We start from the raw sequence: 22,800 nt of genomic DNA on the forward strand, positions 1-22,800 counted from the left end.
CTTTTCTTATGTTCAAAAAGCAGTTAGTTGTTGGACTCATTCTGGCTTGTATTACTGGTTCATCTTTTGCTGAAAGTGAATCTGCGTTTACGGTTGCAGACATTCGTATTGAAGGATTACAACGGGTTTCGTTGGGGGCCGCGTTATTACAGATTCCGCTACGCATTGGTGATGACGTTGATAGTGGGCAAATCAGCGATAGCATTAAGCGTTTATATGGCAGTGGTAATTTCGAAGATGTTAAAGTCTTTCGCGATGACCAGACCCTGATTTTTAAAGTCTTAGAAAGACCGACTGTGAGTAATATTGAATACTCAGGTAACAAAGATATTAAAACTGAGCAGTTGGAAGAGTCGTTGCGCTCTTCTGGGATCAAAGTGGGTGAACCATTAGATAAGACCAATTTACGCAATATTGAAAAGAGCCTCGAAGACTTTTATTACAGTGTTGGTAAATACAGCGCTCGGGTAACGGCCATTGTCACGCCGCTTCCACGCAACAGGGTTGATTTGAAATTTAACTTTCAGGAAGGCCTTTCAGCTGAAATTCAACAAATCAATATTATTGGCAATAAGAAATTTTCTTCAGGAGAGTTACTGAAGCGCATTAGTCTGACCGACCGAGCCCCTTGGTGGAATATTCTAGCCGATAAAAAATACCAAAAACAGAAATTGGCTGGTGATTTAGAAACGATCAATAGCTTCTATTATGACCGGGGTTATATCAGGTTTAAGGTGGACTCGACCCAAGTTGCGTTAACGCCAGATAAAAAAGGTATCTATATCACCATCAACGTTGATGAGGGCGAGATCTATAAGGTCGAAAAAGTCGAGCTTTCTGGTAACCTTTTGGATAAAGGTGACGAGATGAATGGCTTAGTGACAATTAAGCCTGACGATACATACAGTGGGGCCGAAGTGACTAAAACGGAAGACTTGTTGTCTAAGTTTTTAGGTCGTTATGGTTATGCTTATCCACAGGTGAATGTCTTTCCTGTGATAAATGATGAAGATAAAACGGTAGTCCTTAATATTAATGTTGACCCTGGGAATCGTATTTATGTACGCCGGGTTAACTTTAGTGGCAATACCATTACCAAAGATGAAGTTCTACGTCGTGAGATGCGACAATTTGAGGGCACTTGGTTATCCAGTCGTTTGGTCGAACAGTCGCGCTCGCGTTTAAGTCGTCTTGGTTTTTTTGAAACGGTAGAAGTTGAGACGGTAAAAGTTCCAGGAACCAATGATAAAGTCGATGTTAATTTCTCAGTGAAAGAGCAGCCGTCGGGCTCGTTTAACGCGGGGATCGGTTTTGGTACAGAATCCGGTCTGAGTTTATCTGCTGGGGTACAGCAAGATAACTTTTTGGGAACGGGTAACAAAGCAGGGGTTAATGTTAGTACCAATAAGTATTCGAAAAATTTCGATGTGAATTTCACCGACCCCTATTTTACCAAAGACGGGGTTAGTTTTGGTGGTCGTTTCTACTACACCGATTTTGAGGCCTCAGAAGCAGGGATCGTCGATTATAATAACGAAACAATTGGCTTGCGAGGCACATTAGGTTTTCCGGTGAATGAAGATAACCGTTTAAGTTTAAGCCTTGGACTGGAGCAAAATAAAATTTCGCAATTGAACGCTTATGCTCAGGTTCAACAGTTCTGGAATATTTATTCCAATCACCGTAATGATGATGGCTCGTTAACTTTCCTGAGTCTTGATACAACACTGGGTTGGACGCGAAATACCTTGAATAATGGTTCGATGCCCACTTCTGGTTCGTCTCAATCCTTTAATACTAAAATAACGGTGCCGAGCTCAGATGTTCAGTATTTCAAAATGAGTTTTGATACCCGTCACTTTTTCCCGATTACCGATAATCATGATTGGACCTTCTCTCTGCGAGGCAAAGTTGGCTATGGTAACGGTTATGGGCAAGTTGACGGCAATGACCAAATATTACCATTTTTTGAAAACTTCTATGCCGGTGGTTATTCAAGCCTTAGAGGTTTCCGTTCTAATTCTGTCGGTCCCCGAGCGCTATATGTAGTTGGTGCTGGTGGTAGCAATCAAATCGCAGCTTCCGAAGATTCGGTGGGTGGTAATGCGATTGCCGTCGGTAGCGCGGAAATAATTTTCCCGACGCCGTTTTTAGATGAAGCCTATATTCGTCAAGTGCGCAGCTCTGCTTTTGTCGATGTTGGTACGGTATGGGATACTGAATTTGATTATGATAAGTACAGTCAAATGCAGTGTACAAGCTATTGTGAGCGCTTTGGTGATTACTCGTCACTCGATAGGATCCGAGCGTCTGTTGGGGTATCGATTCAATGGCTCTCGCCGATGGGCCCCTTGGTATTCTCATTAGCTAAACCAATTAAGAGTTATGAGGGCGATCGCTCAGAAACGTTCTCGTTTAATATTGGCCAAACTTTTTAATTTTGATTTAGGAGTCATCTTTTGAAAAAACTAATTACTGCTGTTGCCTTAGCTGCAACGATCAGCATCCCTAGCTTTAGCGTGCTTGCTGATACCAAGATTGCTGTGATCAATATCGCAGAGGTGTTTAAGCAGTTACCACAGCGAGATGCATTACAGAAAAGCTTGAAAGACGAATTTGAAGTGCGAGTACAAGCGGTTCGTTCTTTAGAAGCCGAAATGCAGCGTTTGTATGATAAGCGTGAGAAAGATGGTGAATTGTTGGGTCAGCAAGAGGTGACCAAAATAACCCGTCAATTAGAAACCATGCAGGCTGAGTATAAAATTAAGCGTAAAAACTTAGAAGAAGATCAGCGTCGTCGCGGTGCCGAAGAGCAGCAAAAACTGATGGTTAAAGTTCAAGATGCGGTTGTTGCCGTTTCTAAATCTAAAGGTTATGACTTGGTATTGCCGTTAGATGCGACAGCCTATTCAGTTGATGCATTAGATATTACCAAACAAGTTATTCAACAAGTGAGTAAGAGCAAGTAACTATGTCTTTGAGCCTTGGCCAAATTGCTGAGCAGCTTGGCTTATCTATAAAAGGGAACGCAGAGCAAATTATTACTCGTATTGCGCCTTTTGAAATAGCCAGTGAGCAAGAAATTAGTTTTTTAACTAATGCGAAATACAAGCCTTTGTTGGCCAGTTGTAAGGCTGGTGCCTTAATCTTGAGTCCGAGCGATGCAGCGGATTTCACTGGCAATGTATTACTGAGTGATGATCCTTATGTGAGCTACGCTTTACTCGCTCAGCTATTTGATAACACCCCTCGCTGTGCAACCGGTGTTGCTGATAGTGCCGTGATTGGTGAAGACGTTCAGTTGGGTAAAGACGTTAGTATTGGCCCGAATGCGGTCATCGAAAGTGGTGTTATTCTTGGTGATGGTGTACAAGTTGGTGCCGGTTGTTTTATTGGCTGTTCTGCAAAAATCGGAGCCAATACTAAGTTGTGGCCAAATAGTTGTATTTACCACCGCGTTGAATTAGGCCGTGATTGTCTGATCCAAAGTAACACCGTGATCGGTAGCGATGGCTTTGGTTATGCCAATAAGCAAGGTCAATGGCTTAAGATCCCTCAAGCCGGTAGCGTTGTGATTGGCGATAAAGTTGAGATCGGCGCTTCCGTATCGATCGACCGAGGCGCTTTAGACAACACGATTATCGAAGACAACGTCATCATCGATAACCAAGTGCATATTGCACATAATGTGACGATTGGTTGTGGTACCGCCATTGCGGGGACCACTGGTATTGCCGGAAGTACTCATATTGGCCGTTATTGTATTATTGGTGGTGGTGTTGGTATTAATGGCCATATTAGTATTTGTGATCATGTTACGGTTACAGGTTATTCGATGGTGACTAAATCGATTAGTGAGCCAGGTATGTTCTCTTCTGGCATGCCAATCCAAGCAAATCGACAATGGCGGAAGTCGATGGCTCGTTTAACTCAAATAGACGAGATGCATAAACGTATTGTGAGCTTAGAGCGTAAATTAGACGCACAGCAAGATTAAAAACTTAGGAATAGATTGTGACCAGTAAATTAAATCGCTTAGAAATTCAAGATATTATGGAATTATTACCGCATCGGTATCCATTCCTGTTAGTTGATCGAGTCCTTGATTTCGAAGCCGGAAAAACCTTACGTGCGGTTAAAAATGTGACTTATAATGAACCGTTTTTTACTGGACATTTTCCTAGTCAACCAGTGTTTCCCGGTGTTTTAATATTAGAAGCTTTAGCCCAATGTACTGGGATTCTGGCCTTTAAATCAACCACAAAACCTGCAGAAAACGAGCTTTACTATTTTGCAGGTATTGATGGTGCGCGTTTTAAAAGACCTGTCGGGCCAGGGGATGTATTACATTTGGAAGTTGAATTGTTACGTGACCGTCGAGGCGTGGGTAAGTTTAATTGTGTCGCTAAAGTCGACGATGAAGTGGTCTGTAGTGCCGAAATTATGTGTGCTCGCCGCGCTTTCAAATAGGTAGAACAAGTTATGATAGACAGTACTGCAGTCATCCATCCTAGCGCGATCATTGAGGGTGATGTAAACATTGGGGCAAATACCCAAGTGGGCGCTTTTACCATTATTCGTGGTGATGTGGAAATTGGTGAAAACTGTCAGATTGCCTCGCATGTTGTGATTAAAGGGCACACTAAAATTGGCAAAAATAACCGTATTTTTCAGTTTGCCTCGGTAGGAGAAGATTGCCAAGATCTGAAATATGCGGGTGAAGATACTTATCTTGAAATTGGCGATAATAATACCATCCGTGAAAGTGTTACGATCCACCGTGGTACAGCCCAAGATAAAAGTATCACTAAAATCGGTAACAATTGCTTATTTATGATTAACGCTCATGTTGCTCATGATTGTGTGGTTGGTAACGGTTGTATTTTTGCGAATAACGCGACCTTGGCTGGCCATGTCACGATTGGCGATAATGTTATTTTTGGGGGGCAGGCTGCGATCCATCAGTTTGGCAAAGTTGGTTCTTACGCATTTGTGGGTGGCTGCGCTGCGGTAAATAAAGACATTCCTCCTTACGTGATGGCTGTGGGTAACTACGCGCGACCAGTTGCGGTGAATACCGAAGGCTTATTACGTCGCGGTTTTAGTAAGGATGCCATTAAGGCTATTCGCCAAGCGTATAAGGTGTTGTACCGTAGTGGTAATACGCTAGAGCAAGCTTTGACCCAGATAGAGCTTTCCGCTGAGCAATTTCCTGAGGTGAAATTACTAGCTGATTTCCTTAAAGAAAACGGTCGTGGCATCGTTCGCTAATGAGGTCTATTTAAACCGATCATTATGGGGTTTGATTTGCCAAAGCCCATAATGATGACGTCCTACGAGTATCGCTCAAAAGCAAATTTGAGCATCAAAGCATCCTCCCGCACGGCATTTTAAATTCTATTCTCCATTTCTTATATATAAGACCCGGCATTGGCCTTATTCGCCTATTTGTTGCACCGGTTTGCGGATCTTCAGAGAGAAGGGTTTTTAGCTGCTAATTAAACAAAAGGCTGCGACACGGTTTTAATGAAAGGAGTGGGGTCTGCTCAGAAGTGAAGCAAGTAAGCGCCTATCGATGACGATGTGCCGAGGGGCTGCTCGGAATATGCTCAGGCATTTTTATTTGCTTGTGGTATTATGCTGGCGGCTGTTTAGATGGCTTAATTTGCTTACTGTTCTAAACTATTTATTTTGCTCGCCAATGAGCCCAATATGTGAATGTTCGAGTCTTAAAAATATAACGTAATGATAAATAAAGATAATTTACACATTGCCATTGTTGTTGGCGAAGTTTCCGGTGATATTTTAGGGGCCGGTTTAATTGCAGCGCTGAAGCAGTATTATCCTAATGCTCGCTTTTCAGGTATTGCAGGGCCATTGATGCAAGCACAAGGTTGTGAGCCATTATTCGATATGGAAGAGCTCTCGGTGATGGGCCTAGTGGAAGTATTAGGACGTTTGCCGCGGATCTTAAAAATACGTAAGCAACTCATTTCGCATTATTTAGCAACACCTCCCGATGTATATATTGGAATTGATGCACCTGATTTTAATTTGGGTGTTGAACTGAAATTACATAAACAAGGGATAAAGACCGTTCATTACGTGAGTCCTTCGGTTTGGGCATGGAAGCAGAAACGAGTCTTTAAAATTAAGCAAGGCTGCAATAAGATTTTGGTATTTTTACCCTTTGAAAAAGATTTTTATCAGCGTTTTGATGTTCCCTGTGAGTTCATCGGTCATACCTTGGCCGACCAAATACCATTGGACAATCCTCAGTTGCCGGCAACTCAGCAATTGGGTTTAGACCCGCATCGTCAAGTTTTGGCCATTTTGCCGGGAAGCCGCAATGCCGAAATTGCACTACTCAGCCCGGTTTTTTTAGATGTAGCAAAACGCTTGTCGGCAGAGCTCCCCGGCTTGCAGCTTGTCGCCCCGATGGTCAACCAGAGAAGGCGTCAACAGTTTGAGTTATTGATCGCGGAACATGCCCCCGACTTAGATATTTTGTTGCTGGATGGTCAAGCGCGGATGGCGATGACAGCCGCAGATGCGATTTTGTTAGCCTCCGGGACGGCAACATTGGAAGCGATGTTGGTGAAGCGTCCAATGGTGGTGGCTTACCGATTTAAAGCGCTAACTTATCGAATCGCCAAGTTAATTGTAAAAGCTAAATTTGCCGCTTTACCTAATCTATTAGCGGATAACATGATTGTTCAAGAGTTCGTGCAAGATGATTGTACCAGTGACAATATTGTTGCGGAACTCAGTCGTTTGTTAAGTGGGGATAATCGTCAATTATTGGCCAAGTTTACTCAGTTACATCAAATTATTCGGTGCGGTGCCGATCAAAAAGCAGCTAAAGCCGTGATTGATGTGATCAATAGCTAAACTCTGGCGTTGCCCTTCATTGGAGTATTCATGACACAATTTGTATATCCTTCAGGCTTTACAGTTTTTGCTGGCGTTGACGAAGTGGGTCGAGGCCCTTTAGTGGGCGATGTGGTGACCGCAGCGGTTATCTTAGATAAGCAAAGACCGATTATGGGCTTGAATGACTCGAAAAAACTTTCCGAGAAGAAAAGAACGCAGTTAGCCGAGCTGATCCGCCAAGATGCAATATGTTGGGCTATTGGCCGTGCATCACCAGCAGAAATTGATCAACTAAATATTCTTCACGCGACTATGCTCGCGATGAGTCGGGCAGTTGCAGCCCTCTCGGTTCAGCCTGAATTTGCATTAATCGATGGGAATCGAGAGCCACAGCTGAACATACCATGTCAGGCGATTGTCAAAGGGGATGGTTTAGTCGCTGAAATTAGCGCCGCTTCTATTATCGCTAAGGTGGTTCGGGACGAAGAGATGAATCAGTTAGATTTAAGGTACCCACAGTATCAATTTGCTAAACATAAAGGCTATCCAACGGCAGTACATTTGGCAAAATTAAAAGAATATGGCCCAATTGAAGAGCACCGTCGTAGTTTCAAACCCGTTAAAAACGTATTAGGAGATCTTTAGTTGTCAGATAGCGTTAAATCACCAGCTTTTGTGCATCTGCGGGTTCACTCCGATTTTTCTATGCTTGACGGCCTGAAAAAAGTGAAACCGATTGTTGCGAAAGCGGCAGAAATGGATATGCCAGCGATTGCGTTGACCGATCAGACAAACTTTTGTGGTTTAGTGAAGTTTTATGGCGAAGCGCATAACCAAGGTATTAAGCCAATAATCGGTTGTGATTTTTTTGTTAGATCCGATGACTTTGCTGATGATTTATTTCGCTTGGTATTACTCGCTAAAGATAACCAAGGCTATCAAAATATCACGATGCTGATTTCTCGAGCATATTTGCGCGGTCAGTTTCAAGGGAAGCCAGTGATTGATAAAGCCTGGCTTGTCGAATATGCCCCTGGTGTTATTGTTCTTTCTGGTGGGCGTCAAGGGGATGTGGGTAAAGCTTTGCTAAAGGGGAATCAGCCGCTGGTAGAAAGTTGTATCAACTTCTACCAACAAGTATTCCCTGATAATTTCTTTCTTGAATTGATCCGCACGGGTCGCTCAGACGAAGAAAATTATTTACATATGGCGGTTGAACTAGCCAGTCAACGTCAGTTGCCAGTTGTCGCAACCAATGAAGTGGTTTTTTTAGAAGAAGAGCAATTCCAACCTCATGAAGTGAGGGTTGCTATCCATGATGGCTTTGCCATCGATGATAGCCGTCGACCTAAAAAATATAGCTCTCAGCAATACTTGCGTAGTGGACAAGATATGTTGGCATTGTTTGCTGATATTCCCGAGGCTCTGCAAAATTCGGTAGAAATCGCTAAACGTTGTAACGTGACAATACGTTTAGGGGAGTATTTCTTACCTGATTTCCCGACTGGCGGTCTTCCCATCGATGAATATTTTTGTCAGGTGTCGCGGGATGGTTTGGAAGAGCGGCTTGAGTTTTTATTTCCTGATCCCGAAGTACGTAAACAGCGTCGCCCCGAGTATGACGAACGTTTACAGATTGAACTTGACGTAATTAATCAAATGGGATTTCCCGGTTACTTTCTTATCGTAATGGAGTTTATCCAATGGAGTAAGGATAACAATATTCCGGTGGGGCCGGGGCGGGGTTCTGGTGCCGGTTCTTTGGTGGCTTATGCACAAAAAATCACTGATTTAGATCCCTTAGAATATGATCTATTATTCGAACGTTTTTTGAATCCCGAACGGGTTTCAATGCCTGACTTCGATGTTGATTTCTGTATGGACCGACGCGACGAGGTGATCGACCACGTTGCTGAATTATACGGTCGTGATGCGGTATCACAGATTATCACTTTCGGTACCATGGCTGCTAAGGCGGTGGTTCGCGATGTAGGGAGGGTGCTTGGCCACCCTTATGGTTTTGTGGATCGAATTTCTAAACTTATTCCACCTGATCCAGGAATGACCTTGGCCAAAGCGTTCGAAGCGGAACCTCGGCTACCAGAACTGTATGATAGTGACGAAGAAGTTCGTGAACTCATCGACATGGCTAGGGTTCTTGAAGGCGTCACGCGAAACGCTGGTAAACACGCCGGGGGGGTGGTGATCTCACCCACCACAATTACCGACTTCGCTCCGCTTTATTGTGATGCGGAAGGTAAGAATCCCGTAACCCAATTTGATAAGAACGATGTTGAATATGCTGGTTTAGTTAAGTTTGACTTTCTGGGCTTAAGAACTTTAACCATTATCCAGTGGGCTCTGGATATGTTGAATCCAGTGTTGCAGGCAAAGGGTGAACCGCCCATTGATATTGCAGCGATTTCCACCACCGATCCGAAGTCGTTTAAGGTCTTGCAAGCTTGCCAAACCACCGCTGTGTTCCAGCTGGAATCTCGCGGGATGAAAGATTTGATCAAGCGGCTCAAACCCGATTGTTTCGAAGATATGATTGCACTGGTGGCTTTATTTCGTCCGGGACCGCTGCAGTCGGGCATGGTGGACAACTTCATCGAGCGGAAACATGGCCGCGAAGTGGTGTCTTATCCCGATGAAACTTGGCAGCACGAAAGCTTGAAGCCGATCCTCGAACCGACCTATGGCATCATCTTATATCAAGAACAAGTGATGCAGATTGCTCAGGTTCTGGCTGGTTATACGCTTGGCGGCGCAGATATGTTGCGTCGTGCGATGGGTAAGAAAAAACCCGAGGAAATGGCAAAGCAGCGCGCGGTATTTGAAGATGGCGCTATCAAAAATAATGTCGACGGCGAGTTGGCCATGAAGATTTTTGATTTGGTAGAAAAATTTGCTGGTTATGGCTTCAATAAGTCTCACTCGGCAGCTTATGCTTTAGTTTCCTACCAAACGCTATGGATGAAGACCCATTATCCAGCTTATTTCATGGCTGCGGTGATGTCGGCGGATATGGATAATACCGACAAAATTGTTACCTTAGTGGACGAGTGTAGCAATATGGGCTTGCAGTTAGTGCCGCCCGATGTAAATACAGGCTTATTTAAGTTTTCGGTCAATGAGCAAGAACAAATTGTTTACGGGATCGGCGCGATTAAAGGGGTTGGGGAAGGTCCAATTGAGGCTATTTTGGCCGCTCGGCAAGACCGACCATTTATTGATTTGTTCGATTTCTGCAGCCGACTGGACCTGAAAAAAATTAATCGTCGAGTCATTGAAAAGCTCATTATGGCTGGAGCCTTGGATAAACTTGGCCCACACCGCGCTGCGCTGATGGCGACCTTACCCTCGGCAATGAAGGCCGCTGCCCAGCAAGCCCAAGACACGGCTCGAGGCCAAGAAGATTTGTTTGGGGTGTTGACGGTTGAAGATGATGTTCGGCCTAGCTTTGTGGAACAGCCCAAATGGAGCGAAAAAGTTTGGTTGGAGGGAGAAAAAGAAACCCTTGGTTTGTATCTTACTGGCCATCCGGTGAATCGTTATATTAAAGAGTTTCGACATTATACCTCTGGCCGCTTAGTGGATATTCGTCCAACGTCTCGAGATACCACTTCTACGGTGGCTGGTTTGGTATTATCCACGCGAGTGATGATGACCAAGCGGGGCTCGAAGATGGGACTGATTCAGCTGGATGATAAAAGTGCCCGCTTAGATATTATGTTCTTTAGCGAAGCTTTTGAAACCTATCAAGAATTACTCGAGAAAGATCGCATGTTGGTGATTCAGGGACAGGTCAGCGTTGATGATTTCTCCGGAGGCATTAAAATGACAGCTAGAGAAGTCATGGATCTGTCGACGGCTCGTGAGCGTTGGATGAAGAACTTACATTTAAGCTTGTCTTGTGAGCAGCTTAGTGAAGTTTTTTGGCAACGTTTTTACACAATTTTAGAGCCTTATCGCGCGGGGACTTGTCCGGTCACGATAAGTTATGAGGGCGATCGCGCCAGCGGCATGTTAAGCTTAGGCACCGACTGGCGGATTACGCCGAGTGAAGATTTAATAGAGGCGTTGACCCAACTATTGGGACAACAGCAAGTCACCCTAGAATTTAATTAAGAATAAGATTATATGAATCCCAATTTTCTAGAGTTTGAGCAGCCGATTGCCGAGCTGCAAGCACAAATCGAAGAGTTACGTATTGTGAATGAAGATTCTGTAGATGTTGATCTACAAGATGAAATTTCTCGTTTACAGGAAAAACAAAACGATTTAACAAAAAAAATATTTTCAGATTTAGGTGCTTGGCAAGTTGCGCAGTTAGCGCGTCATCCCAATCGTCCTTATATGCTTGATTATATTGAGCATATATTCACTGATTTTGATGAATTGGCCGGTGATCGCGCTTATGCCAACGACGAAGCTATTATTGGCGGGATGGCGCGTTTGGATGGTCAACCGGTGATGGTGATTGGTCAGCAAAAAGGTCGCGAAACCAAAGAGAAAATTCGACGAAATTTTGGTATGCCAAAGCCTGAAGGCTATCGTAAAGCCCTTCGTTTAATGGAAATGGCTGAGCGCTTTAAAATGCCCATTATCACCTTTATTGATACTCCAGGGGCTTACCCGGGTGTAGGAGCTGAAGAGCGTGGGCAAAGTGAAGCGATTGCCAAAAACTTATTGGTGATGTCTGGCCTTAAGGTCCCCACGATTTGTACCGTGATTGGTGAAGGCGGTTCCGGTGGTGCTTTAGCGATTGGCGTCGGTGATCGAGTCAATATGTTGCAATACAGTACTTATTCGGTTATTTCTCCAGAAGGCTGCGCGTCTATTTTATGGAAGAGTGCCGATAAGGCTCCGGTTGCTGCCGATGCAATGGGCATTACTTCAGAACGACTTAAAGAGCTGGATCTAATTGATGACATCGTTGTGGAACCATTGGGCGGAGCACATCGTGATGTGGCAATGATGGCGCATAACCTGAAAATCAAGCTATTGAGTGATTTGGAAACGTTAACGGCTTTAGACGTTGAAACCTTGCTTGAGCAACGTTACCAGCGTTTGATGTCCTACGGTTACTGTTAACTGTTTATTGGCATTGAGCCTTAAAGGCTTCAATGCCCGTTTTTCTAGGATTAGCAGTGTCACTTTTTCGCAACTTTGAGCGGTCTTTTACTAAACTGGATATTCCATTTACCAAGGTAGTGGTCGCTTATAGTGGTGGATTAGACTCTAGTGTATTGCTTAAACTTAGCCAGCAACTTTTCACTAAACACCCTCATATAGCACTTGTTGCGGTTCATGTGAATCACGGTTTACAACAACAGGCGAAGCAATGGCATCGACATTGCCAAGAACAAGCTGAACTGTTCGGTGTGCCTTTTGTCGCGGAGTCTGTCGAGCTTCAAATAAAACCCCGAGAAAGTATTGAAGCTGCTGCGCGAACTGCTCGTTATGCGGCATTAGCAAAACATGTTGATAGTGAGAGCTTGTTATTAACCGCACATCATGCGGATGATCAGTTTGAAACTTTGATGCTTGCCTTAAAAAGGGGGAGTGGCTTAAGCGGTTTAGCGGCAATGCCAGATTGTCGCCGTTTTGCTCAAGGACATCTATTTCGGCCTCTATTGGTTTCAACTCGCGCTGATTTACAGTGTTATGCTCAAGAATCAGACTTATCTTGGATTGAAGATCCGAGCAATCAATCGATGCAATTTGACCGTAATTTTTTACGCCATCAAGTCTTACCCGAGCTCACTCAGCGTTGGCCTCAACTACTCCAGACAGTGCAGCGAAGTGTTACCCATCTACAGGAATCTAAACACCTAATTGACGAACTTGCCGCAAGTGATATGCGAAATTGTGCGCTTGCAGACTCGATAGATTGTGCTCAATTATTACTATTATCTGAGGCGCGTTGTAAGAATGTGTTGCGATTTTGGCTGAATACCCAGAGCTGGTCTTATCCGAGTCAGGCTCAGCTGCAACAAGTAGTCGCGCAATGTCAGGCTAAAGCTGATGCTAAGGTGACGATCTCGTTGCCGCAGGGTCAGATCCGCCGATTTAAAGGGCGGCTTTATTTAGTCGATAAAGCTAGTCTATTTGAACAGTCAGAAGTAGATGTCTGGGATATGAATGCGCAACCCTGTTTGGAGTTACAAAATGGAAGTCGTTTAAGTTGGCACAAAGGTGGCCGTTTATTGCCGCCTGGTTCAGCGCAACGAGTTTCTATTCGTTTTCGTGATGAGTTAAGCATCGATCGTTTTAATTCTGCAGAGCGTCATGGTCATCGAAGTATTAAAAAATTATTGCAAGAAGCACATTTAAAACCTTGGTTGCGTAATCGCATCCCTTTTGTATTTTATGATGAGCACTTGGTCGCAATTGCCGATCTCTACACGAGTAAAGCATTTCTAGCTGAGCGTTCTGAAGGGATAAGGCTAAAATGGCAGGCGAGTCATTAAGCTACAGTATTTGTCTTTGCTTGATTGAGATAAGTTACATGGGCATTTCTGAGCGAAGCGAAGGGCCCAAGCATTTCTTTTAAATATTACTTGTCATTCATTTCGGCCCAAGACTGTTTTAGTGATAAATAATCGCAATGATGAGGCTTCAAGCGCTAGCTGCCTTGCTAGATCCGATCCCCTAAGCTATTAATTTTTTTGTGTGTCAGACTTATCTGCATAGAGCTGAGTATCGGCCTGTTGGATTAATTGCTTACTATCTAATCCAGATGTCCAAGAACTCACACCGATACTGGCCGAAACATTATATTGGGCTAATAAAGGAGTATTTTGTAGCTCTTGATTCAAACGATTGATCACCATTCGCGCCGACTGTTCGGTCGCGGGTCTGAGTAGCATGGCAAATTCATCGCCGCCGATCCGAAAAGCTTGGTCACCGCTACGGATGACTGATTGTAACACCTGCGCAAAGCTGATGAGTACTTGGTCTCCCACTGGATGTCCAAGTGTATCGTTAATTTCTTTGAACTTATTTAGGTCTAGTAGCATTAATACGAGACCTGCATCTTGTTGCTGGTTTTGCCTCGTTTGCTGTTTAATTGAGGTATTCAATGATTCGTCGAAATGGGCTCGATTACCAATACCTGTTAAATAGTCATTTCTGACTCGCTCTTGTAAGCGATTAATTTGTAAGGCATGTTTTAATGGCAATTGAAGCAACTGGACTAGTTGGCGGAGTTTTGATATCTCGCCTTGTTGAAAGGGAGTGTCACGAGTAAAGGTCGCAATGGCTAAGCTATTTTGTTTATGGTTTAGGCTAAAGCTACGATAATAGCGTTGTCCTTCAAACAGGCTCACTTGCTGTTGGATATCGTCACTCACTAGACGCAAAGCAGAAAAATTCACAAAGCGAGTTGCCATAGCGGCAAAGTTTTGCAGTAGCTCCTCTAGCTGCAAGCTTTCTTGTAGGGACTCTATAATACTCAGTTTTTGTATAGGATTTAGCTTCGCGTCATTAGGAAAATGCGATACTTTTCCATGACTTACTACTTCATTTTGCGCTAATTGTAGAGAATCCATAGTGACTTTACTCATCGTTAAATCTTTAAATCGGCGTCAATAACGCTGCTCTATTAGATATAAAGCAAATCTTGGGCCAATTAATCCTGAATAAAAGTCAAAATCTTGTCAATCTGTGCTGATGCGTCTTTATAGCCATGGTTGAGTAAGCAAGTGGTGTAGGCTTGTTCAAACATCAAAAAGCTGGTAATTGAAGAGGGTTTAGCTTGTTTAATCCCAAGAGTGGCTAGCATTAGCTTGACGCTTAAAGGGAGGTGCTGGTAATAGTTGTGGGCGAGTTGGTCAAAATCAATGCTTGGTTTAATGCTGAGGCTTGTAATCGGTCGTAAGTTTAATTGCTGTTGTTGTTGTTCGCTGAGAAGTTCGATGGTGCGATTAATTCGTTCGAGCCGCTCTAGATCTGAGTTTAAGGTGTCGGAAAAGATTGAATCCAACAAATGACCTGCAATTGCAGCGCTATTCGGCGCTAGGGGAGTCAGCATTGATGATGATCGACGTTGTTGCTCTAAGTGGATGGTGACTATTTTATCTGCGCCTAAGTGGATGGCTGGGCTGAGGGGGCAAAGCTGATGAATCGAACCATCGCCGTAGTAATCTTGTCCTACTTTTGCAGCAGGGAAGATTAAGGGAATAGCGGCAGATGCTAGCAAGTGGGTTGTGTGGATTTGGGTCTTATGACCTAATCTTCGTGCTCGCTGCCAGTTTTGCTGAGCCTCTTCAGCTTGAAAGAATGATAGTGAGTTACCGTCTTGATAATTTGAAGCGGTAACCGCTAAGGCATGTAAATGTTTACTTGCGATATTTTGGTCTATTCGCTTGTAGTTGAGATAGTTATTGAGTAATTGTTGTAAGGGTTCGTTGTTTAACAGTGAAAATCCATGTTGACGGCCATAATCGGCATGTAAGCTTTTACAAAGCAGAGACGACAATTGTTTGGCAATCGTGAGGCCGTCAGTTTTGAATACTTGTTTACAATGAAAGTTTCGCCAAATATATTCGAGTTTTTTAACGCCAAGTCGAAAGCAAGATGCATAAACCGCTAGCGCGGTTGCATTAATCGCACCCGCTGAAGTACCACAAATAATTTGAAAAGGACTGGCGTGATTACGAGGATATTGTTCGGCAATAGCCTTGAGTACCCCGACTTGATAGGCAGCTCTAGCCCCTCCTCCTGTGAGTACTAAAGCGACTTTTTTATTGGTGTGGTTATTAGCTTTTGGATCCATAATTATATGTTAGCACAGCCATTTATAAACGTTTGTTTGGAGCATCAGGACAAACGACAATAAAAAAGCTGGCTATAGCCAGCTTCTAAAGTTTGCAGGTTGCGGATTAAAATTGTTCAAAAACTTGCTCAATGGTTACTTCAACCTTTTCACCACTGCGTCGGTTTTTGTATTCAATTACACCTTTATCCAAACTACGATCACCAATTACAATTACATGTGGAATTCCAATTAACTCAATGTCGGCAAACATCACGCCTGGGCGTTCTTTGCGATCATCAAATAATACTTCGATTCCGCGCTGTTTGGCTTCTTCATAAAGCTTGTTGGCGACTTCTTGAACCCGATGAGATTTATGCATGTTCATGGGAACGATCGCAAGGGTAAACGGCGCGATGGCTTCCGGCCAAGTAATGCCGTATTTATCATTGTTTTGCTCGATTGCTGCGGCAACGATACGCGATATGCCAATGCCGTAACAGCCCATGGTAAGGACTTGATTTTTTCCTTGCTCGTTGAGAACAGCAGCATTCATCGATTTGGCATAAGCTTCGCCTAGTTGGAAAATATGGCCAACTTCAATCCCTCGTTTAATCGAAAGTGTACCAGAACCGCAAGGGCTGGGGTCACCTTCAATGACATTGCGTAAATCAGCAACCTCTCCAAGGGCGACATCGCGATCCCAGTTAATACCAAAGAAGTGCTTATCATCGATGTTTGCTCCCGCGCCAAAGTCACTGCAGTGTGCGGCACTTCTATCGACAATTACTGGGATTGCTAAATTGACTGGACCGAGGGAGCCTGGACCTGCACCAATGACTGCTCGAATCTCTTCTTCACTGGCAAACTCTAAAGGCGCTGCAACTAGCTCAAGTTTTTCGGCTTTAATTTCGTTAAGCTCGTGATCGCCTCGAAGAATTAGCGCGATAAGTTGGTGCTCTGATGTTTCACTTGCTTTAACAATCAGGGTCTTCACTGTTTGTTCAATTTTAAGCTCAAATTGCTCTACTAATTCAGCGATGGTTTTTGCATTAGGGGTCGCAACTTCGCGCATCTCTTGACTTGGCATCGCACGCTCACCTTTAGGAGGAAGCGCTTCGGCTTTTTCAATATTGGCGGCGTAATCACTGCCATCAGAGAACACAATTGCATCCTCGCCTGACTCTGCAAGTACGTGAAATTCGTGTGAATGACTACCACCAATGCTACCCGTATCGGCTAATACGGGGCGATACTCTAAGCCTAGGCGTTCAAAAATACGACAATAGCTTGCATGCATCTCATCATAAGTCTCTTGTAAGGACTCTTCAGACAAATGGAAAGAGTAGGCATCTTTCATCAAGAATTCACGCGAGCGCATCACACCAAAACGAGGACGGACTTCATCACGGAATTTGGTTTGAATTTGATAAAGATTTAGCGGCAGTTGCTTGTAGCTATTAATCTCTTTTCGGACTAGTTCTGTGACCACTTCTTCGTGGGTTGGGCCTAATACAAAATCGCGTGAATGGCGGTCTTTAAAACGTAATAACTCGGGACCAAATTTGTCCCAGCGACCGGTTTCATGCCATAAATCACTTGGTTGAACAACTGGCATACGGATCTCAACAGAACCACTGGCGTTCATTTCTTCACGAACAATTTGTTCAACTTTAGAAAGCACTCGCAAGCCATTAGGGAGCCAAGTGTAAAGACCTGAGGCCAGCTTTCTAACCATGCCTGCACGTAGCATCAATTGATGAGATACAATCTCAGCATCACTTGGCGTTTCTTTCTGGGTAGCCAGAAGATATTTGCTAGAACGCATATCTGTCCTTTCATTTTATTAGTAGTAAATTGCGGCGATTGTAGCAGGCTAACTATTGTCTGTCAGGCCTTGTCACGTCGGTCACCGATGATTTTTGCAGGGTTTCCGGCAACAATCGCCCATTTGGGAATATCTTTGGTGATCACCGAGCCCATACCAATGACCGCATGGTCTGCAATCGTGACACCATCAATGATACAACAATTAGCACCAACCCAAACATCTTGGCCGATACGAATGCCTTTCGAGGTATTGTTTTGTTGCCAAACAGGGGTGTCAGGATGCATGCCATGATTAAAGGCGTATATTTTAACGCCATTGGCGATTCGGCTGTGGTTGCCAATGGTTACGCCCTTCTTCCCGCCATCAATTGAGCAGCCATGATTAATGGCAACATCTTCTCCGATTTGAATAGGCCCATGCAAAAAGCATTGAGCGGCCACGAAAGTGCGTGCGCCAAGTTCAATGTTTCGACCCGGTTCTGCAAATAGTTGGGCGTCGGGGGCGATGAAGCAATGTTCTCCAAAAGCAACGGTTTCCAGAGCACTTAGTTGTTGTTGTAGTTGCTGTTGCCAAGGTGTTGCCCACTCTAGGTGTTTCGCTTTGAGTTTAAAATATAACCAGGGCATCCATGCCAAACGTTGCTTATGTTGGCTCTGATAGTCGGGTGGCTTAACAGGCATGCTGCACCGACAGAATAAGTAACTGCTGCGCTTCTGAAGGTAAACCGAATACCTGCCAGCGAAGGTTAAATTGGTAGAGTCTCACGCCATAAACTTTGTCATCCAGTTTAAGGCGTTTATAAGCGGGTCGCGGATCTTGCGCTAAGACTTGCTCGATGACTAAAGATTGTTCGGTGTTTATATTAAGCTGCAGCGCTTGTTGTTTCGCGGTGTCTGTCCAGCCAACAGATAATTCTGATCTGGGTTGGTTTTGTGCATAGCCTGCTTTTGCGTCGATAACACTGTCACTATAGGGAAGGTAGGGTTTAACATCATATATTGGGGTGCCGTGAACCAAATCCCCACCTTTAAAATGTAACACTGGGGCGCTTGTATTGCGTTCTACATGGCTTAGTTCCATCAGTGAGAGTCCAAGATGATTCGGTCTAAAACTTGAGCGAGAAGCCAATACGCCGACTTTTTTATTACCGCCTAAACGTGGGGGACGAACTTTGGCTTTCCAACCAGCTGAAATGTTTTGATGGAAAGCAAACATTAACCAAAAGTGACTAAACTGCTCAATTTCATCGAGCATGTCGAGATCATTGAAAGGTGCTGTAAATATCAGTTGAGTCGAGGTTGCAGTGACTAAACCGGGTTGTCGAGGGACTGAAAATTTCTCAGCGTAGGGCGACTGAATATAGCCTAAAGGCTCAATGGTCAGGCTCATAAATTCTAAATCTTGTAAGCTTTTCCGAAACAACTCAGCATCGCTAGGCATGCTGGAGGCTCATTAATGGGATAACACTGCTGAATGACGACAGCATTTGCGCCTAGTGCGGCCGCTTGTTCACGTAAATCATTACGCGCATCGACCATTTGAGGTGGCGCTTGATTGACTTTTTCTTGGCAACTCACACCTTCTATAATACCCAAGTATTCTGAATTTAAAGGGTCAATATGTTCTTCTGCGTAGATAGTAACATTGGCCGCGGGCAGATAGTTATCGAAATTTTGTTTGTCGATATTGCTGTTGAAAGAGTAATTACCGCTACAAGCTGTAGCCGTTATGGCCAGTGCGGCAAGAAATAATTGGCGCATAATCTTCCTAATAGTTATTTAACTTGAACTGAGTCATCGCTTGAGAGATTAGAGATGTACTTATTGATAATTTGAGGCTTATTATACCATCACTTTGTTGCACTTGCTGATGCTAATTATTTGTGATGAATAACTTGAAGGGTCTGGCGTTTACCGAGGAAGGGGAATGTATAAACCTAATCTGCGTTTTCCGATTAAATCGAGCATAGCGTGGCGCAATAGTTTGCTACTGCTGACCATACTTGTCAGTTTAGCGGGTTGTCTCTGGTTTAGCCAAAGCCAAAATTGGCAACTTTCACCTAGATGGGTCATTTTAGTTGACCTTGGTATTCTTCTATCATCGTTTTTCATTAGTTTTTTATGTCGCTATTACTATCGCCGCAGCGATAGCTACTTCATGCTGGTATTTAGTCTCGGTTTCTTTACCTTGAGCGCTATAGAACTTTGTTTTTTTCTGGTTCGTTACCAACTGTTCTTTTCGTTTTCTGTTGTTAGCCATAGTCATTTAGTGATTTGGGCGGGGTTGATTTCCCGAGGGTGTTTAGCTTTTATTTTATTGACCTCGGGGATGTTAGTGCATCGGCTCTATCGGTTAGCGAACGGCGGTAAAATGAGTCCTTCAGTATTGATTATCGCCAGTGTTAGTTTTGCTTTACTTAGTATTGCCTTTCTATATGTCGTCTCTTTGCCTTTTATGCAAAGTTCATTAAGTTATTTGCAGTTACCCGCAGAGTTTGCAGTGAGCTGTGCTTTTGTTTTGCTGATTGTGTCTTATGGTGTAAGGCTACGCTGGTTAAGTGAACCGCTTGAATATGGTATCTTGATCTTCACCTGTATTCAGTTCGTTTTGTATTTCTGGGCTGCACCATCGCAACTTGCAGCTGATAATTTTATGCAACTTGTTATCGCTTTGAGTAAACTTTTTAGTTACTTGGTCGTGATTGCTGCCGTTTTTTTACAGGCTAAATCTGCTACACCGCTGAATGGCGGGACTCGGAGTTTGCGCCGAGAATCTCGCTTGATCCGATTATTTGAACGTTCTCGGAACCGACAATATCCTTGGTTTGTACGGGTTAAAAATTCGCTTAGTAGTTATGTCTCTTTGCTGAGTGCTTGTTTAGTGGTGATGGGCGTGGCTAGCACCTCACTTATATTTTATTTTGCCTTTGTGTCAAGTTTAGAAAATGAACGAAAACAGCAGCTAAGTTTACATAGTTCTATTCAAGTGGAGCACTTGGATCGTCGTATCAAACTCGCTTATGACGAAATAAGTTTATTTTCAAGGCGAGATGTTTTAGTTGGTTTTTTCCAGCAACAATTTATTGAAGGGAATTTTATAAATATAGAGCCCTTATTTTGGAAACCTTGGTTACGTAGCAACATTAATAAGTTATTTTCGAGGGTGCCAGCTTTGCGAGCGGTGCATTTAGTTGTTGTAGCACAAGGTCAACAATTTGATTACCTATCGGTGGCTAAAGGAAAGACACCTGACTCACCTAAATCCTTGCTATTGCTTGCCGCACAGCAGCCTAGCGTGGTGCATGCTCAAGCTATCCGCGAAAATAATGATGATGTCTGGTCTTTGGCTAAGGCTGTGACGAAGAGCGATGGAAAAGTTGTTGCTATCTGGGTGTTTCAATATCAACAAAGTAGTGTGTTTAGTTTGGTATTACAAGAGCCTCCAAGCTATTTAGCCGATCATGGTTTGAGTGATTCAAATGGTGATGATTTGTTAGTTTTCGACGTTAACGGAGAGCGATTATGGCGTAAAGAACAAGTTATTGCTGTGAATGATGAATTTCAAGCTGCAGAGTATCAAAGGGTTAAGCAGCTACTGGCTTCTCCGGTGAAAAATGTCGCGGAACAAGTTATCAAATATGGCTCGTACCTTCTGAGCATCCAGCGATTAGCGTATATGCCTAACAATTCGCAAGAATATTTAGATTTGGTGCTGGTGGCTGATTACCAACGCACAATCGTTGGGTCAAAATTGGCAGCCAAGCAGGCTTTGATCGTGGCCTTAATCGTTATGGGTTTTATGGTGTTATTTGGCTGGTTTTTTGCACATACCATTGTGTCGCCGTTGCGTTATATCACGCATGCGATGTTGTTGTATGGTAAACGGAATCTTCGAGTCGTTTTACCAGAGCAATCTAATGATGAAGTTGGGGTGCTTGCGAGTACTATTAGTCAAATGATGGCAGGGATTGATAAACGAGCAGAACGGTTAAATAGCCAGTTGCAATCTTCTCGGAAAAATCAACAGCAACTCAAGCTTACACAACAAAAAGCTAAAGTCTCTACGCGAGTCAAAAGTGATTTTTTGGCGATGATGAGCCATGAAGTTCGCACACCTATGGACTGTATCGTCAATATGACTGAGTCATTGAGTTCATCGCCACTCAGTTCAGAACAGATGGAATATGTCAATACGATACGTTTGTCGAGTAAAGCCTTATTAGCCGTGGTAAATGATATTTTTGATTATTCAAAAGTTGAAATGGAGACTATGGCGCTGCGTTTAAATACCTTTAATCTGAAGTTAACCTTATCAGATGTTGTTCAGATGTTTTCCTTGCAAGCAAAGGAGAAACACATTCAACTGCGTTTAGATTACCCTGCTTCATTACCTAGCTCATTTTTAGGCGATCAAGGGAAGATCCAGCAAATTTTCATTAATTTAGTCAGTAATGCCCTGCGGCATACTGAAGTTGGACATATTACGCTTAGTGTTCATCTTACCGAGCAGTCTACGTTAGGAGAAATGGTTGAAATCTCGGTGAGTGATAGTGGCGTCGGCATTTCTGAGGAAGCACAAGAAGATATGTTTCGCTCTTTTGCCAAGAGCGAAAATCTAAATCATCATTGTTTTGCAGACATAGGTTTAGGCTTGATGATATGCCAGAGACTTACGAGCCTAATGAATGGCGATGTAAAAATTCGCTCACGTCTTGGCTTAGGAACTGAAGTTTCGATTCATTTACCGCTCTCTAGTGTTGATAGCTATGATCAGCATTCTGTGAAGCGAACGATTGTATTGGAACGTCTATATGGGCAAGTTTTACTGATTGAAAGTGACATTGTTAAGCAGCGTATTGTTAGTCATGTTTTGAATAGTTTTGGGCTTAAAGTGATTCTCGCGAATAACGGACATGAAGCGATCGAAATGTTTAAAGGTTGGGGGACACAATTATCCTTGATCCTTATTAATTGCCAGATAGCGGATAAATCTGCCTTTCATGCAAGCTCGGTGATTCGAAACTTAGAGAGTAATACCCAACGGATCCCAATAGTTGGTTTGACCACTGATCTAAATGATGAAATGAAACAAGTTAGTATTGAATCAGGAATTGATGAAATGCTAATTCAGCCCTGTGAACGCGAAGTACTATATGGCTGCCTATCTCAATGGCTTGGTACGAATGCATCCGCGGGTAGGGTTATTCAGTCGAAAACCTAGCCAACTATTGCGTGATGTAAGCCGTTTATTGATCTTAGTCTAGCCAATTAAATAAGTAATTATCTGAACAATTGAAATAACCCATTCGCCTTTTAGTGTTGTAGAATCGGTAGTC

17 protein-coding genes are annotated in these 22,800 nt (G+C 43.5%); 11 read left to right on the forward strand and 6 right to left on the reverse strand.

The features are described 5' to 3' along the window. Window positions 1-8: 8 nt before the first annotated feature. From bamA to tilS, 10 genes are all read left to right on the forward strand, one after another. Window positions 9-2,438 carry an outer membrane protein assembly factor BamA gene (gene bamA, locus ACRRS0_RS07355; protein WP_432453844.1) on the forward strand — a complete coding sequence of 810 codons (2,430 nt, stop codon included), beginning with the start codon at window positions 9-11 and terminating at the stop codon, window positions 2,436-2,438. A 21-nt stretch (window positions 2,439-2,459) separates the two neighbouring features. Continuing rightward, on the forward strand, window positions 2,460-2,969 hold the full coding sequence (locus ACRRS0_RS07360; protein ID WP_432453843.1) for an OmpH family outer membrane protein: 510 nt from the start codon (window positions 2,460-2,462) through the stop codon (window positions 2,967-2,969). Between the two features lie 2 nt (window positions 2,970-2,971). Next, on the forward strand, window positions 2,972-3,997 hold the full coding sequence (lpxD, locus tag ACRRS0_RS07365) for a UDP-3-O-(3-hydroxymyristoyl)glucosamine N-acyltransferase (protein ID WP_432453842.1): 1,026 nt from the start codon (window positions 2,972-2,974) through the stop codon (window positions 3,995-3,997). 17 nt (window positions 3,998-4,014) lie between these two features. Then, window positions 4,015-4,470 (forward strand): 3-hydroxyacyl-ACP dehydratase FabZ, encoded by a 456-nt coding sequence (fabZ, locus tag ACRRS0_RS07370; protein WP_432453841.1) that lies wholly within the window; start codon window positions 4,015-4,017, stop codon window positions 4,468-4,470. A 12-nt stretch (window positions 4,471-4,482) separates the two neighbouring features. Then, complete coding sequence (gene lpxA / locus ACRRS0_RS07375) at window positions 4,483-5,271, forward strand: acyl-ACP--UDP-N-acetylglucosamine O-acyltransferase (RefSeq protein WP_432453840.1); 789 nt, start codon at window positions 4,483-4,485, stop codon at window positions 5,269-5,271. Between the two features lie 474 nt (window positions 5,272-5,745). Further along, entirely contained in the window at window positions 5,746-6,891 is a 1,146-nt protein-coding gene (lpxB, locus tag ACRRS0_RS07380) for a lipid-A-disaccharide synthase (RefSeq protein ID WP_432453839.1), read from the forward strand. Window positions 6,892-6,921: 30 nt separating this feature from the next. Further along, entirely contained in the window at window positions 6,922-7,518 is a 597-nt protein-coding gene (gene rnhB, locus ACRRS0_RS07385; RefSeq protein ID WP_432453838.1) for a ribonuclease HII, read from the forward strand. Window positions 7,519-7,578: 60 nt separating this feature from the next. Then, window positions 7,579-11,004 (forward strand): DNA polymerase III subunit alpha, encoded by a 3,426-nt coding sequence (gene dnaE / locus ACRRS0_RS07390; RefSeq protein ID WP_432456193.1) that lies wholly within the window; start codon window positions 7,579-7,581, stop codon window positions 11,002-11,004. Window positions 11,005-11,016: 12 nt separating this feature from the next. Then, window positions 11,017-11,970: an acetyl-CoA carboxylase carboxyl transferase subunit alpha gene (accA, locus tag ACRRS0_RS07395; protein ID WP_432453837.1), complete on the forward strand. Its 954-nt coding sequence runs from the start codon at window positions 11,017-11,019 to the stop codon at window positions 11,968-11,970. A 56-nt stretch (window positions 11,971-12,026) separates the two neighbouring features. Next, complete coding sequence (gene tilS / locus ACRRS0_RS07400; RefSeq protein ID WP_432453836.1) at window positions 12,027-13,349, forward strand: tRNA lysidine(34) synthetase TilS; 1,323 nt, start codon at window positions 12,027-12,029, stop codon at window positions 13,347-13,349. A gap of 189 nt (window positions 13,350-13,538) precedes the next feature. Here tilS and ACRRS0_RS07405 read toward each other — a convergent pair whose 3' ends face one another. From ACRRS0_RS07405 to rcsF, 6 genes are all read right to left on the reverse strand, one after another. Further along, window positions 13,539-14,444 (reverse strand): GGDEF domain-containing protein, encoded by a 906-nt coding sequence (locus ACRRS0_RS07405; RefSeq protein WP_432453835.1) that lies wholly within the window; start codon window positions 14,442-14,444, stop codon window positions 13,539-13,541. A 65-nt stretch (window positions 14,445-14,509) separates the two neighbouring features. Continuing rightward, entirely contained in the window at window positions 14,510-15,655 is a 1,146-nt protein-coding gene (locus tag ACRRS0_RS07410; RefSeq protein ID WP_432453834.1) for a patatin-like phospholipase family protein, read from the reverse strand. Window positions 15,656-15,761: 106 nt separating this feature from the next. Next, window positions 15,762-17,462, reverse strand: coding sequence for a proline--tRNA ligase (locus ACRRS0_RS07415; RefSeq protein ID WP_432453833.1), 1,701 nt, complete (start codon window positions 17,460-17,462; stop codon window positions 15,762-15,764). A gap of 62 nt (window positions 17,463-17,524) precedes the next feature. After that, entirely contained in the window at window positions 17,525-18,145 is a 621-nt protein-coding gene (locus ACRRS0_RS07420; protein WP_432453832.1) for an acyltransferase, read from the reverse strand. Further along, entirely contained in the window at window positions 18,135-18,905 is a 771-nt protein-coding gene (gene tsaA, locus ACRRS0_RS07425) for a tRNA (N6-threonylcarbamoyladenosine(37)-N6)-methyltransferase TrmO (RefSeq protein WP_432453831.1), read from the reverse strand. The genes ACRRS0_RS07420 and tsaA overlap by 11 nt, the downstream gene beginning before the upstream one ends. Next, on the reverse strand, window positions 18,860-19,225 hold the full coding sequence (gene rcsF / locus ACRRS0_RS07430; RefSeq protein WP_432453830.1) for an Rcs stress response system protein RcsF: 366 nt from the start codon (window positions 19,223-19,225) through the stop codon (window positions 18,860-18,862). The genes tsaA and rcsF overlap by 46 nt, the downstream gene beginning before the upstream one ends. Before the next feature lie 166 nt (window positions 19,226-19,391). Between rcsF and ACRRS0_RS07435 the strand changes: the two genes are divergently transcribed. Next, the gene (locus ACRRS0_RS07435; protein ID WP_432453829.1) at window positions 19,392-22,685 is read left to right on the forward strand and encodes an ATP-binding protein; all 3,294 of its coding nucleotides are present in this window, start codon (window positions 19,392-19,394) and stop codon (window positions 22,683-22,685) included. Window positions 22,686-22,800: the final 115 nt, after the last annotated feature.

It is taken from the genome of Agarivorans sp. QJM3NY_29 (assembly GCF_050870835.2).
Classification (GTDB): Bacteria; Pseudomonadota; Gammaproteobacteria; order Enterobacterales; family Celerinatantimonadaceae; genus Agarivorans.

Excerpts from the sequence above, each read along its gene's own strand:
- bamA (WP_432453844.1), top strand. The coding sequence starts at position 9 with ATGTTCAAAAAGCAGTTAGTTGTTGGACTCATTCTGGCTTGTATTACT.
- lpxD (WP_432453842.1), top strand. The coding sequence starts at position 2,972 with ATGTCTTTGAGCCTTGGCCAAATTGCTGAGCAGCTTGGCTTATCTATA.
- lpxA (WP_432453840.1), top strand. The coding sequence starts at position 4,483 with ATGATAGACAGTACTGCAGTCATCCATCCTAGCGCGATCATTGAGGGT.
- lpxB (WP_432453839.1), top strand. The coding sequence starts at position 5,746 with ATGATAAATAAAGATAATTTACACATTGCCATTGTTGTTGGCGAAGTT.
- rnhB (WP_432453838.1), top strand. The coding sequence starts at position 6,922 with ATGACACAATTTGTATATCCTTCAGGCTTTACAGTTTTTGCTGGCGTT.
- dnaE (WP_432456193.1), top strand. The coding sequence starts at position 7,579 with ATGCTTGACGGCCTGAAAAAAGTGAAACCGATTGTTGCGAAAGCGGCA.
- accA (WP_432453837.1), top strand. The coding sequence starts at position 11,017 with ATGAATCCCAATTTTCTAGAGTTTGAGCAGCCGATTGCCGAGCTGCAA.
- ACRRS0_RS07405 (WP_432453835.1), bottom strand. The coding sequence starts at position 14,444 with ATGAGTAAAGTCACTATGGATTCTCTACAATTAGCGCAAAATGAAGTA.
- ACRRS0_RS07410 (WP_432453834.1), bottom strand. The coding sequence starts at position 15,655 with ATGGATCCAAAAGCTAATAACCACACCAATAAAAAAGTCGCTTTAGTA.
- ACRRS0_RS07415 (WP_432453833.1), bottom strand. The coding sequence starts at position 17,462 with ATGCGTTCTAGCAAATATCTTCTGGCTACCCAGAAAGAAACGCCAAGT.
- ACRRS0_RS07420 (WP_432453832.1), bottom strand. The coding sequence starts at position 18,145 with ATGCCTGTTAAGCCACCCGACTATCAGAGCCAACATAAGCAACGTTTG.
- tsaA (WP_432453831.1), bottom strand. The coding sequence starts at position 18,905 with ATGCCTAGCGATGCTGAGTTGTTTCGGAAAAGCTTACAAGATTTAGAA.
- rcsF (WP_432453830.1), bottom strand. The coding sequence starts at position 19,225 with ATGCGCCAATTATTTCTTGCCGCACTGGCCATAACGGCTACAGCTTGT.
- ACRRS0_RS07435 (WP_432453829.1), top strand. The coding sequence starts at position 19,392 with ATGTATAAACCTAATCTGCGTTTTCCGATTAAATCGAGCATAGCGTGG.